Source organism: Amycolatopsis sp. NPDC021455, assembly GCF_040640995.1.
Lineage (GTDB): Bacteria > Actinomycetota > Actinomycetes > Mycobacteriales > Pseudonocardiaceae > Amycolatopsis.
Map to the genome: position 1 here is coordinate 1 of NZ_JBFACT010000124.1, position 11,594 is coordinate 11,594.

Genomic DNA, 11,594 nt, shown 5'->3' on the forward strand with positions numbered 1-11,594 from the left:
TGGGTGCGTTGGATGCACCCAATGTGGCGTTCGGTGCGTTGGACGCAACCAACGCCACATTGGGGCGCTTCTGTCCGGGCGAGGTAAATCACCTGCGCGGAGATAGTTAGCCGGGCTAAGCTCGTTTGTCGTGACTGGTGAACCGGGGACCTTGCCGCCCCGCTCGGGTGTTCGGAAACTCCTCGGCCGCATCGTCGTCGACACCCGGCCGCTCAAAATCCCGGCCTTCCGGCGGCTCTGGCTGTCCACTGTGGTCACCGCCGTCGGTACCCAGCTGACCGCCGTCGCCGTGCCCAAGCAGGTCTTCGACCTCACCGGGTCCTCCGCCTACGTCGGCCTCACCGGGCTCGTCGCGCTCGTTCCGCTGCTGATCTTCGGGCTCTGGGGCGGTGCTGTCGCCGATGCCGTCGATCGGCGGAAGCTGCTCTTCGTCACCAACGTCGGCGTCGCCATCACCTCCGCCCTGCTCTGGCTGCAGGCCTTCGCGCACTTCGGGTCCGTCTGGCTCGTGCTCGGCCTGCTCGCCGTCAACCAGGCCTTCTTCGCGATCAACATGCCCACCCGTGGCGCCGTCGTCGCGCGGCTCGTGCCCGCCGAACTTCTTCCGTCCGCGAACGCCCTCAACACCACCATGTCCACCTTCGGGGCCGTCTTCGGACCGCTGCTCGCCGGTGCGCTGATCCCCGTTCTCGGTCTCTCCACCCTCTACCTGATCGACGTCATAGCCTTGACGATCACGCTCGCAGCCGTCTGGCGGCTGCCGTCGATTCCGCCGCTCAACGGGCCGTCGCGCCGCGCCGGTGTCCGCGATGTCGTCGACGGCTTCAAGTACCTCGCCGGGCAGAAGATCCTGCTCGCCTCCTTCGTCGCCGACATCATCGCCATGGTCTTCGGGATGCCGCGGGCCCTCATCCCCGAGATGGCCGAGCGCACGTTCGGCGACCCGCCCGGCGGCGGTCCCGCGCTCGGCTGGCTCTACGCCGCCCTGCCCGCCGGCGCCATGCTGATCGGGCTCTTCTCCGGCTGGCTGACGCGCATCCACCGCCAGGGCGTCGCCGTCGTCGTCGCGATCTGCGCGTGGGGTGCCGCCGTGGCCGCGTTCGGACTCGCGCACTCGCTGTGGCTCGCCGTCGTCTTCATGGCGCTGGCCGGCGCCGCCGACATGGTCAGCGCCGTCTACCGGATGGCGATCCTGCAGGTCGCCACCACCGACGAGATGCGCGGCCGGCTCCAAGGCGTCTTCACGGTCGTGGTCGCCGGTGGTCCGCGGATCGCCGACCTCACCCACGGCTGGGGCGCCGCCGCGTTCGGGACGGCCGCCGCCGCGAGCGTCGGCGGCCTGCTCGTGATCGTGCTGGTCTGCGCGTCGATGTTCCTGCTCCCGGCCTTCTGGCGGTACCGGGCCCCGACGGCGTAGGGCCGTTCGGGTTAGGGTGCGGACATGCGTACCTTGGTTGTCGCTTTTGTCGCTTTTGCTGCGTTGACCGCCTGCTCGTCGGGTGAGAAACCGGCGCCGTCGTCGTCGGCCCCACCGAAGCCCGCGCCCAGCTCCAAGGCCGCCGCCGCTTCGCTGGACCCCTGCGCGATGCTGCCCGCCGAGGCCGTGTCGAAGGCGATTTCGGTGCCGGGTCTCAAGGCGGTGCCGGGGCCGGCCCAGGACAGCACCGCCAACGGCGGCAAGGCGCGCAGCTGCGAGTACCAGCTCAACGGCAAGGCCGCGGGCGCCCTCGCGGTGACCCGCTACGAGGGCAAGCAGGGCAAGCCCGCCGAGATGGTCGCGTCGATCAAGAAGGCGAAGGCAGGCGCGCAGGACGTCGCCGGCTTCCCGGACGGCGCCGTCTACTACGTCGACCAGCAGAAGACCGCCACGCTCGCCTCGGCCGAGCTGGTGTCGGGCACGCCCGTCCTGATCAACTACACCGGCCCGGCGAAGATGACGCCGGACCAGCTGGCCCCGCTGGTCAAGCAGGCGCTCGCGGCGCGCTGATCACGCCCAGCCGACGAGCTGCCGTTCCGACAGCGTTCCGGCGGCCGGCAGCTGCCCGAGCGCGGGCCGCGCGACCGCGCCGGGCGTGACCGGTGACGTGAACCACTCGCCCTGTGCGGTCTCGTAGAGCACCGTGGCCCGGTCCGGCGCGGCCGCCACCTTGGCGATCCTCGGCTCCGACTTCTCGACGAGCTTGGTCAGCTGCGCTGTCCCGCCGTCGAGCGTCAGGCGCATCAGCACGCCGTGTTCGTCCGAGCCGGTGACGGCGGACATCAGCACCGTCTTCGCGTCCAGCGCGGTGACGAACTGGTAGGTGGCGCCGGGCTCTTCGTAGACGGCGTAGGCGATCGCGCCCGACGAGTCGGTCAGGTACGCCAGGTCGCCGGCGTGCCGGACGTCCCGCCAGGTCAGCACCTCGCCCCGCGCGCCGAGCCACCAGTCCTCGACGTGCTGGTCGGAACTGCCGCTCGGCACGATGCCGGCCTCCTCGACCGGTTGCCCGAGCTGCCGGTAGTCGACGGAGTACACGGCCTTGCCGTCGTCGAAGTACAGCTTCGAGCCCACCGGGCCGAACCGGGGGTTCCGGAACCGCGAGGCCTGCTCGCTCATCGTCCGCTCCGGAGCCGGCACGGTGCCGGTGCGTTCGTACCGCCGGTCGGCGGCGTTGAGCCTGAACACGTCGACGCCCTCATCGGTTTCGAGCGTCGCGAACCGACTGTCGGGAGAGACGAGGTCCAGCTCGGTGGCCGGTCCGTCGAAGCGGGTCAGCGACGTGTCGTGCCCGGGCAGCGACAGGGTCGTCTTCGCCGCGCCGGTGGCGGGATCGGCGAAGACGACGTCGTCGAGGCCGGTCTGCTCGGAGTGCTGCAGCAGGACGACGCCGGAGAGATCGAGCGGCGCGGCTTCCGCTGCCGCGGCGGCCGGCGTGGGCGGGGTGCCGCTCCCGCAGGCCGTCGTCAGCACCGCGACCGCCCCGAGCAAGGTCGCACTCCACCACTTCTTCGTCACCGCTGAGCCTCCTTCGTCGCGGCTCAGATGCGACGGGAGATCATCCGGTTCCCTCAGCGGCGCAACGCGGCGAACTCGACCGGGCTGTGCGCCGAAAACACCGTGACCTCGTCCTGGTGCTCCCGCGCCAGCTCGTGCAGCCGCGCCAGGTTCTCCAGCCTCGCCGCGCGCACGGTCTGGACGAGGTTCTGGAACGCCGTCAGGCCCGGCGGGCAGTGCGGGGCGACGAGGTCCAGCTGGCCGTGGAAGAAGTAGGCGTCGCCGGCGTGCAGGAGCCAGCCGTCGCCCGTGTCGACCGCCACGCCCGTGTGGCCGCGCGTGTGGCCCGTGAGCGGGACCAGCAGGATCTCCTCCGGCAGGCCCTTGAGCGAACGGACCGCCTCGAAGCCGAACCACGGCTCGCCCGTCTCGTCGTAGGTGCTCCACAGCGGGCGGTGCGCGAACTGGGCCGCGCGGTAGCGGTTCTTCTCCGCCGCGTTCTTCGGTGCCGTCGCGGCCCGGTGCTCCTCGGCCCGGACGTGCACGACGGCGTTCGGGAAGTCGGCCAGCCCGCCCGCGTGGTCGACGTCGAGGTGGGTCATCACGATGTGCCGGACGTCGGCCGGGTCGAGGCCGAGCGCCTTGATCTGCGCGACGGCGGTCTCGGCGGCCTGGACCCGGGCGCCCACCATCGCCATGAACGGGCGGCCGAGCCATTCACCCGGGCGCGCCACGCCCTGGGCACCGAACCCGGTGTCGACCAGCACGAGGCTGTCGCCGGTCTCGATCAGCAGGCAGTGGGCGACCAGCTCCGCCCGCCGCAGCAGGCCGGGCTCGCCGTCGAGCAGCTTGCCGCCGGCCGGTCGCATCGTCCCGCAGTTCAGGTGGTGCACCTTCATACGCTGCTCCTGGTGCTCAGCCGGAGGAACTCGGTCTCGTCGTGCGCGGCGAAGACGGTCACCTCGTCGCCGTGCTCCTGAACAAGCTGGCGCAGACGCCGGTGGTTGTCCAGCCGGGCACCCTTCACCGTCTCCATGTGGCCTTCGAACCACTTCAGGCCCGGCGGGCAGTACGGTGCGTCCGGGTCGGCCTGGCCGTGGAAGAAGTAGGAGTCGCCGGCGTTGAGCAGCCAGCCGTGGCCGGTGTCGACGGCGACCCCGGCGTGCCCGCGCGTGTGCCCGGAGAGCGGGACCAGCAGGATCTCCGGCGGCAGGCCGTCGAGCTGCCGGACGGCGTCGAAACCGAACCACGGCTCGCCGGTGTCCGCATAGGACGTCCACTGTGGACCGTGCGCGAACTGGATGCGGCGGTAGCGGCCGCGTTCGCCGGCGTCCCGCGGGTCGGTGAACGCGCGCAGCTCTTCGGCGTAGACGTGCACCCGCGCCCACGGGAAGTCGATGAGGCCGCCGGCGTGGTCGAGGTCGAGGTGGGTCAGCACGATGTCGCGGACGTCCGCCGGGTCGAAGCCGAGCGCGCGGATCTGCGCGATCGCCGTCTGATCGGGGTCGGGCATCGGGTTGGACTGGCGGACGAAGCCGGCGCCGAGCCAGGCGACGCGGTCGACCGCGGCCGGCGTGCCCATGCCGGTCTCGATGAGGACGAGACCCGTGTCGGTCTCGAGCAGCAGGCAGTGGCAGACCATCGTGGCACGCCGGAACAGGCCCGGCCTGCCGTCGATCAGCTTGCCGCCGAGCGGCCGCAGGGTGCCGCAGTTCAGGTGGTGGACACGCATCAGGAGAACTCCCGGTCGAGGGTGGTGTGCAGGTGGGTGGCGACGGCGCGCAGCGGCGCGAGGTCGCGGCGGGTGCGGGCCAGCAGCAGCCCGCCTTCGATCGCGGCGAGCACGACGGTGGCCAGTTCTTCGGCGCGTTCGGTGGTCAATCCTTGCCGGACAAGGTATCCGGCGAGAACGTCGTGCCAGGAGCCGTATCCTTCCGCGCAGGCTTCGCGGATCGGCTCGCTCGCCGCGGCGGCGTCGAGCGCGACTGTCGCAAGTGGACAACCGCGCTGGAAGTCGGACTCCGTCAGGAAATTCGCGAGCGCGTCGACGGCGCGGTCGATCCCGGTGGCGGCGTCCGGAGCGTCGCGCAGGATCGCTTCGAACATGGCGCCGGTGCGCTCGCTCGAGAGCCGTACGGCTTCGGCGGCGAGCTGCTCCTTGCCGCCGGGGAAGTGGAAGTAGAGCGACCCCTTCGGCGCGCCCCCGGCCGTCGTCAGCTGGGTGAGGCCGGTGGCGTGGTAGCCCTGCGTCTGGAACAGGTCGGCGGCGGTGTCGAGCATCCGCTGCCGCGTGTCGGTGCGGCGAACCATGACACGACCGTAGCGCAAACTATGACGACCGGTCTAGTTATTTCGTGTCTCGGTAAGGTCGTGCCATGGGCAACCCGACCGGTCAGCAGTTCGAGATCACCCGCGGCAACGCGCGCGCCGTCGTCACCGAAATCGGTGCCGGGCTGCGCGCGTTCGAAGTCGGCGGAGTGCCGTACGTCGAGGAGTTCCCCGAAGACGCGAAGCCGCCGATGGGCGCCGGGCAGATCCTGCTGCCCTGGCCGAACCGGACCAAGGGCGGCCAGTGGACGTTCCAGGGTGAGCAGCAGCAGCTCGAGATCACCGAGGAGGCGCGCGGCAACGCCATCCACGGCCTGACCCGCCACCTCGAGTGGGAGCTGCTGGAGCACGCCGAGTCGTCGATCACCCTGGCCGTCGACGTCGCTGTGCAGCCCGGCTGGCCGGTGCCGCTGCGTGCGACCGTCACCTACGAGCTGGCGCCGCGCGAACTGACCGTCACGCACGAGATCCGCAACGAGGGCGAGCAGCCGATCGGCGTCGGCGTCGGCACGCACCCGTACTTCCGGATCGGCGACGTCCCGACCGACGAGGTGACGCTCACCCTGCCCGCGAGCCGCGTCCGGCCGTCCCGGCCCGACGAGCAGATGCCCTACGCGCCGGAGCAGGACGTCGAGGGCACGGAGTACGACTTCCGCGCCGGCCGCGGGCTGGCGGGCGTCAACCTCGACACGGCGTTCGGCGGTCTCGCGGCGGCCGAGGACGGCACGCACCACATCGTCCTGAGCCACGACGACCAGCGGCTGCTCGTCTGGACCGGTCCGGACTTCCGCTGGGCGCAGGTGTTCACCCCGGACGACCTGATCGGGCGCGGCCGGGCCGTCGCGATCGAGCCGATGACCTGCCCGGCCGACGCGCTCAACACCGGCACCGACCTGATCGAGCTCGAGCCGTCGGCGTCGTGGTCGGGCAGCTGGGGCATCCGGGTCCCGTGAAGCCGCTTCGCCTGAGCGTCGTTGACGCGGGCGAAGCGTTGACGCTGCAACGCGCCGCGTACGTCTCCGAAGCACGCGCGTACGCCGACTTCGACCTGCCGCCGCTGCTGGAAACGCTCGAGGAGACGCAAGCGGCGCTGGCGTCGTGCCTCTCCTGGGGCTTCCGGGAGAACGGCAGGCTGGTGGCCTCCGTGCGGCTGGCGGTGACCGGGCACGTCGGGGCGATCGGCCGGCTGGTCGTCGCGCCGGACCGGCAGGGCCACGGGTTCGGTGGCGAGCTGCTGCGCGTCGCCGAGGCCGCGGCCCCGCCGCCGGTGACGGTCTTCCGGCTGTTCACGGGCTCGAAGAGCGTGGGCCCGCTGCGTCTCTACGCGAAGCACGGCTACCGCGAGACGCACCGGACCCCGGAGCACGACTACGAGCTGGTGCACTTGGAGAAGGCCCGTGTGCACCCGGCCGCGGCAGTTCGTTAGCGTGGCGAACTATGGCGAAGGCAATTGTCGGGGGCTATGTCGTCCCCATCGACGGTGATCCCATCGAAGGCGGCACGGTCCTGATCGACGACGGGAAGATCGTCGCGGTCGGCACCGAGGCCGACGTCGACATCCCGGAGGACGCCGAACTGGTCGACGCGGCCGGCACCTGGGTGCTGCCCGGCTTCATCGACGCCCACGCCCACCTCGGCGTCCACGAGGACGGCGAAGGCTGGGCGGGCAACGACACCAACGAGATGACCGACCCGAACGGCGCCCGCTTCCGCGCCGTCGACGGCATCGACCCGTACGAACCCGGCTTCGACGACGCGCTGGCGGGCGGCGTGACGAGCGTCGTCATCAAGCCGGGGTCCGGCAACCCGATCGGCGGCCAGACGATCGGCGTCAAGACGTGGGGCCGCAGCATCCTGGACATGACGTTCGCGGAGCAGGTCAGCGTCAAGAGCGCGCTCGGCGAGAACCCGAAGCGCGTGTACGGGGACAAGAAGCAGACGCCGTCGACGCGGCTGGGGGTCGCGGCGATCCTGCGCGAGGCGTTCACCAAGGCCCGCAACTACCAGGCGAAGCGCGCGCACGCGGAGTCCGAGGGCAAGCCGCACGAGGTGGACCTGACACTGGAGACGCTGTCGAAGGTCCTCGACGGCGAGCTGTACTGGGACCAGCACGTCCACCGCGCGGACGACATCGTGACGGCCATCCGGCTGGCCGACGAGTTCGGCTACAAACTGGTGATCAACCACGGCACCGAAGGGCACTTGATCGCGGACCTGCTGGCCGCGCGCGAGGTCCCGGTCATCCTCGGCCCGCTGTTCACGACGAAGTCCAAGGTGGAGCTGCGCAACCGCACGCTGCGCTCGGCGGGCATCCTGGCCCGCGCGGGCGTGCGGATCGCGATCACGACGGACCACCCGGTGATCCCGATCAACTTCCTGGTGTACCAGGCGGCCCTGGCGGTGAAGGACGGCCTCGACCCGGCGACGGCACTGCGCGCGCTGACCGTCAACCCGGCGTCGATGCTGGGTCTGGACGGGCAGATCGGCTCTCTTACGCCGGGGCTGGACGCGGACGTGGTGCTGTGGTCGGGCGACCCGCTGGACGTGATGAACCGGGCACTGCGCGTGTTCGTCCGGGGCGACGAGGTGTACCACTTCGACGAGTCGCTGGGCGAGGGCGTGTCGAAGGACCGGCGGTACCGCGAGGCTCGCTGAGTTTCGGACGGCACGCCGGTTACCGGGCGGTTCCGGCGTGCCGTCCGATCAGTCGAGGAGGGCGTTCAGGTCGATCTTGACCGGGAACGGGACGTCGGTGGTGAAGGTGCCGGTGACTGCTGCGGCGTCCATGTACCCGAATTCGCCGGCTTGGTGGCAGGCGACGAGGGAGACCGGCTCGGTGATGTCGACGATCCAGTAGTGCGGGATCCGGGCGTCGGCGTACTCGTCGTGCTTCACGTGGTAGTCGGTCCGTTTCGAGCCCGGCGACACGATTTCCACGACGATGGCCACTTCTTCGGCTCGAAGCATGTTGCGGTCCCGACGGGCACGGGCAGTTGCCGCTCTCTCGACGATCATCAGGTCGGGGCGACGGGAGAAGCCGGGGCTGCCATAGGGGGCAAGACCGAGGTTCACATCGGTTTCGGGTACGACGCGGAGGTGACCTGGCAACTGTCCGGCGAGCTGCTGTCCCAACTCGAACACCGCGATGTTGTGCTCGGACATGGGACTGGGTGACATCACGACGCGACCCTCCACAAGTTCGGTGAAACCGGTGTCGGTTTCACCGAGTGCCGCGTATTCCTCGATCGTCAGCAGGTGATCGGGGATCTCCCACCGGCGAGCAGGGCTCGGCTGGGGAAGTGCAATCACAGCGTCTCCTCACGTCGCCCGGCATTGTCTCACGGCTCAGGTGCAACCGGGAGTAACCGTATCTGTACCGAGCGTGTGACAGTTTCCCTCGATCGGCTACGCCCGCTTGAACGGCGTGTAGATCTGGATGTCCCCCTCCTGTTCCCGCGCCTCGTACACCGGCAGCGGCGGGATCTCCACCGGCAGGTCGTAGTGCAGGATCTCGCCGGTCAGCGCGAAGGTCGCCCCGTGGCAGGGGCAGACCAGCTGACGCTCGGGGTTCGCCAGCCGCAGGCGGCAGCCCAGGTGGGTGCACGTCGACGACACCGCGCGCAGGCCGTCCGGGGTGCGCTGGACGAAGCCGGTCACCGTGTCCAGCTCGAACTCGCGCAGGCCGCCTTCCGGTACGTCCTTGCTCGCCGCCACTGTCCGCCACTCGCCCGGTTCGTCCGTCGGCGGCGCGGCCGGGCCGCGGACCAGGCGGTCGATCCCGACGCCGGCCGCCAGGGAGGCGGCGGCGATCCCGGCCGTCCGCACCACGTGGCGGCGGGTCGGACGGCGGTCCGGCGTCAGCTCCGCGGCCAGCTCCTGCCCGAGCCGGGTGACGAAAGCCGCGGGCGGTTGCGCGGTCGCCGCTCCGATGCGGGCGGCCTGCAGCTCGATGGCCGCGCGCATCTGGGCCACCTGGTCGTCGTCCGGACGGAACGGCTCCGGTGTGCGTTGCCCGAGGAGGCTGTCGGCGAAGCGGTCGACGTCGTTCATGACTGCTCCTCGATCCGGGCCGCCGCCTGGGCGGCGAGCCGCAGGGCCCGGTGCTGGATCACCTTGACGTTGGCCAGGCTGACCCCCAGCTCGTCGGCGGCGTCCTGCAGCGAGTAGGACTCCAGGAATCGTAATTGCAGGACTTTCCGGGCGCGCTCGGGCAGTTCGGCGAGAATTGCGCTGACCCGCCGGTCCGTCGCCGCGGCCGCCGAACCGTTCGTCGTCCGATGGCCGCTGTCCGGTATTTCCGTCGTTTCGTCGAGGCCGATCGTGGTGATCTCGCGGCCGAACAGACGTCGCCAATGCGCGGCGAGGACGGTGCGGGCCGTCGCCAGCAGGTACGCGCGCACCTCCTCCGTGGTCGCGCTCGCGCGCAACGGTTTCAGTACCGCGAGGAAGACCTCGCCGGTGAGATCCTCGGCGTCCGCGGAGTTTCCCACCTTTTTCAACATCAGCCGGTAAACCCAGACGACATTCTCGCGGTAAACGGTTTCCCAGTCCGGTTCGGACTTCCCCTCCATCGGGACTCCATATCCGTAGCTCCGATGTTCCCGACGATACCCCGCGATGTAACCCGGGTGCATACCTTTCGGCGAGGGGGCCACCTTGATTTCTCCTCCGCGCCGCCGGCGAGCGCGGGGACTGCCCGTTCATGCGAGGAGCAAATCATGATGAGCAAGCGCAAGACCGCGACCGCGGTGGCGGCGGCATTGACGCTGGGGGCGACCGCCGCTCTGTCCGGCGGGGCACAAGCCGTTGCCCAGCAAGGGGGAGGCTTCACCGACCGGGGCGACATCCGCTTCCTGCCACAGCCGTTGAAGGACCGCCTCGCGTTGCTGGCCGGCCGTCCGTCGACCTTTCCGCCGATGACGGCGTTTTCGGAAGCGTCGTCGCCCAGCCAGTTATTCCAGTACTACCTGCTCGACACGAAGAATTTCCAACCGAATGTGTTCACGACGACCATTCCGGGGATCAACGACGGCGTCGCGCCGACGGCCACCGGGCCGAACCACGACCTGCCCACGCTCGGCGGGCTCCGGGTCGTCGTCGAACCGAAACCCGGGCTGCCGACCGATCCGAACGACCCCGGTTCGTTCGTGGACATGTTCACCGACATCTCCGGACTGTTCGTCATCAACAACGAATCCGGGTGGTACGAGGGCTGGATGATCCACGACCTCACGGTGCCGAACGTCGCGGCGCCGCGCTCCGACGGGCACGCCACCTTCGGGACGATCACCGCGGCGGACGCCTCGGCACTGGCGAAGATCGGGGACCACCACAACAAGCCGGGCGCGGTCTTCACCGTCGACGGCAAGGCGCCCCACGAGCCGTCCGCGAAGGATCACTGGCCGGACAAGGTGTCCAACCTCGTGCCGATCCAGTTGTCGCTGGGCGCCTACAACGCGACGCAGCAGAGCGACCTGCACTCGTACTGGGAACTCAACCAGTACACCAACTGGGTGCCGCCGGCCTACGAACTCCCGTACACCGGCGGGATTCCCGGCACGTTCGAAAAGGGCAGGATCGGGGCGCTGTCGTCGATCGTGCCCGGCTCGGGTCCCTCCGGCGTCAAGAACAAGCCGCAGGTGGACGGCGACAACCCGAACATCCCGCGTGACCCGGACCGGCTGCTCAACACCAGCCCGGACGATCCGGACCGCCCGATGCCGAACAACGACGACCACAAGGAAACGCGGCTGCGGTTCGTCCCGAGCGGGCTGGGCAACGAAGTCATGCTGGACGTCTACGAGCGGCTCGCGTCCTTCGAGCCGTACGAATACGACCTGAGCCAGCGGATCTTCGACGCCTACGCGGCCGAGGTCGCCCGGGTCGACGCCAACCACGACGGCATCGTCGACGCCGTCGAGGCGGACCTCGAAGGCACGTCCGACGGCGGCCAGTCGAACGACCGGCTGTTCCTGCCCGCGACCGCGTACAACCGCGTCGCGGTCAGCCGGGAGATCAACGACGGACTGCTCTCGCCGCGCTTCGCGCCCAGCCAGCGCGCGTGGGTGCTCAGCGGCGACATCGCCCGGGTGAGCCCGTCGGTCCCGGCGTCGATCCCGCAGGACGGCGACAACCGATAGCGATCCACGGCTGAGGGGTGGGCGTGGTGGGGGCGGGGGGCCCCCCCCCCCCCCCCCCGCGGGGGGGGGGGGGGGGGGGGTGGAGTGATGGGAAACAACAACAATAAAACATAAGCAAACACCCCCGGAAAAAAAAGGATAGAGGAGGGGAG

The 11,594-nt window shown here is 70.1% G+C and carries 13 protein-coding genes; 6 read left to right on the forward strand and 7 right to left on the reverse strand.

Going from position 1 to position 11,594, the window contains the following annotated elements; translation table 11 throughout:
- Positions 1-130 precede the first annotated feature (130 nt).
- Both AB0G28_RS48010 and AB0G28_RS48015 read left to right on the forward strand, forming a co-directional pair.
- Positions 131-1,417: an MFS transporter gene (locus AB0G28_RS48010; protein ID WP_361105941.1), complete on the forward strand. Its 1,287-nt coding sequence runs from the start codon at positions 131-133 to the stop codon at positions 1,415-1,417.
- A 24-nt stretch (positions 1,418-1,441) separates the two neighbouring features.
- Positions 1,442-1,987: a DUF3558 family protein gene (locus AB0G28_RS48015; protein WP_361105945.1), complete on the forward strand. Its 546-nt coding sequence runs from the start codon at positions 1,442-1,444 to the stop codon at positions 1,985-1,987.
- On the opposite strand, the gene AB0G28_RS48020 is transcribed toward AB0G28_RS48015, so the two are convergent.
- The 4 genes from AB0G28_RS48020 to AB0G28_RS48035 are packed head-to-tail and all read right to left on the reverse strand — an operon-like array spanning position 1,988 to position 5,284.
- Positions 1,988-2,995 carry a hypothetical protein gene (locus tag AB0G28_RS48020; RefSeq protein WP_361105948.1) on the reverse strand — a complete coding sequence of 336 codons (1,008 nt, stop codon included), beginning with the start codon at positions 2,993-2,995 and terminating at the stop codon, positions 1,988-1,990.
- 53 nt (positions 2,996-3,048) lie between these two features.
- On the reverse strand, positions 3,049-3,873 hold the full coding sequence (locus AB0G28_RS48025) for an MBL fold metallo-hydrolase (RefSeq protein ID WP_361105951.1): 825 nt from the start codon (positions 3,871-3,873) through the stop codon (positions 3,049-3,051).
- Positions 3,870-4,706, reverse strand: coding sequence for an MBL fold metallo-hydrolase (locus AB0G28_RS48030; RefSeq protein WP_361105954.1), 837 nt, complete (start codon positions 4,704-4,706; stop codon positions 3,870-3,872). Before AB0G28_RS48030 ends, AB0G28_RS48025 begins: the two co-directional genes overlap by 4 nt.
- Entirely contained in the window at positions 4,706-5,284 is a 579-nt protein-coding gene (locus AB0G28_RS48035) for a TetR/AcrR family transcriptional regulator (protein ID WP_361105957.1), read from the reverse strand. Before AB0G28_RS48035 ends, AB0G28_RS48030 begins: the two co-directional genes overlap by 1 nt.
- Positions 5,285-5,349: 65 nt before the next feature.
- Here AB0G28_RS48035 and AB0G28_RS48040 point away from each other — a divergent pair, with 65 nt between their 5' ends.
- The 3 genes from AB0G28_RS48040 to AB0G28_RS48050 are packed head-to-tail and all read left to right on the forward strand — an operon-like array spanning position 5,350 to position 7,957.
- Positions 5,350-6,255 carry an aldose 1-epimerase family protein gene (locus AB0G28_RS48040; protein ID WP_361105960.1) on the forward strand — a complete coding sequence of 302 codons (906 nt, stop codon included), beginning with the start codon at positions 5,350-5,352 and terminating at the stop codon, positions 6,253-6,255.
- Positions 6,222-6,728, forward strand: a complete 507-nt coding sequence (locus AB0G28_RS48045) for a GNAT family N-acetyltransferase (RefSeq protein WP_361105963.1) — start codon at positions 6,222-6,224, stop codon at positions 6,726-6,728. Before AB0G28_RS48040 ends, AB0G28_RS48045 begins: the two co-directional genes overlap by 34 nt.
- An 11-nt stretch (positions 6,729-6,739) precedes the next feature.
- Positions 6,740-7,957 (forward strand): amidohydrolase, encoded by a 1,218-nt coding sequence (locus tag AB0G28_RS48050; protein ID WP_361105965.1) that lies wholly within the window; start codon positions 6,740-6,742, stop codon positions 7,955-7,957.
- A gap of 48 nt (positions 7,958-8,005) precedes the next feature.
- Here the strand turns inward: AB0G28_RS48050 and AB0G28_RS48055 are convergent, their stop codons facing one another.
- From AB0G28_RS48055 to AB0G28_RS48065, 3 genes are all read right to left on the reverse strand, one after another.
- Positions 8,006-8,611: a Uma2 family endonuclease gene (locus AB0G28_RS48055; protein ID WP_361105968.1), complete on the reverse strand. Its 606-nt coding sequence runs from the start codon at positions 8,609-8,611 to the stop codon at positions 8,006-8,008.
- Positions 8,612-8,707: 96 nt separating this feature from the next.
- Positions 8,708-9,352: a Rieske (2Fe-2S) protein gene (locus tag AB0G28_RS48060; RefSeq protein ID WP_361105971.1), complete on the reverse strand. Its 645-nt coding sequence runs from the start codon at positions 9,350-9,352 to the stop codon at positions 8,708-8,710.
- Complete coding sequence (locus tag AB0G28_RS48065) at positions 9,349-9,873, reverse strand: RNA polymerase sigma factor (RefSeq protein WP_361105973.1); 525 nt, start codon at positions 9,871-9,873, stop codon at positions 9,349-9,351. Before AB0G28_RS48065 ends, AB0G28_RS48060 begins: the two co-directional genes overlap by 4 nt.
- A gap of 147 nt (positions 9,874-10,020) precedes the next feature.
- Between AB0G28_RS48065 and AB0G28_RS48070 the strand changes: the two genes are divergently transcribed.
- The gene (locus tag AB0G28_RS48070) at positions 10,021-11,442 is read left to right on the forward strand and encodes a hypothetical protein (RefSeq protein ID WP_361105976.1); all 1,422 of its coding nucleotides are present in this window, start codon (positions 10,021-10,023) and stop codon (positions 11,440-11,442) included.
- Positions 11,443-11,594: the final 152 nt, after the last annotated feature.

Coding starts and splice junctions, on each gene's coding strand:
- AB0G28_RS48015 (WP_361105945.1), top strand. CDS start 1,442: ATGCGTACCTTGGTTGTCGCTTTTGTCGCTTTTGCTGCGTTGACCGCC.
- AB0G28_RS48025 (WP_361105951.1), bottom strand. CDS start 3,873: ATGAAGGTGCACCACCTGAACTGCGGGACGATGCGACCGGCCGGCGGC.
- AB0G28_RS48030 (WP_361105954.1), bottom strand. CDS start 4,706: ATGCGTGTCCACCACCTGAACTGCGGCACCCTGCGGCCGCTCGGCGGC.
- AB0G28_RS48035 (WP_361105957.1), bottom strand. CDS start 5,284: ATGGTTCGCCGCACCGACACGCGGCAGCGGATGCTCGACACCGCCGCC.
- AB0G28_RS48040 (WP_361105960.1), top strand. CDS start 5,350: ATGGGCAACCCGACCGGTCAGCAGTTCGAGATCACCCGCGGCAACGCG.
- AB0G28_RS48050 (WP_361105965.1), top strand. CDS start 6,740: ATGGCGAAGGCAATTGTCGGGGGCTATGTCGTCCCCATCGACGGTGAT.
- AB0G28_RS48060 (WP_361105971.1), bottom strand. CDS start 9,352: ATGAACGACGTCGACCGCTTCGCCGACAGCCTCCTCGGGCAACGCACA.
- AB0G28_RS48065 (WP_361105973.1), bottom strand. CDS start 9,873: ATGGAGGGGAAGTCCGAACCGGACTGGGAAACCGTTTACCGCGAGAAT.
- AB0G28_RS48070 (WP_361105976.1), top strand. CDS start 10,021: ATGATGAGCAAGCGCAAGACCGCGACCGCGGTGGCGGCGGCATTGACG.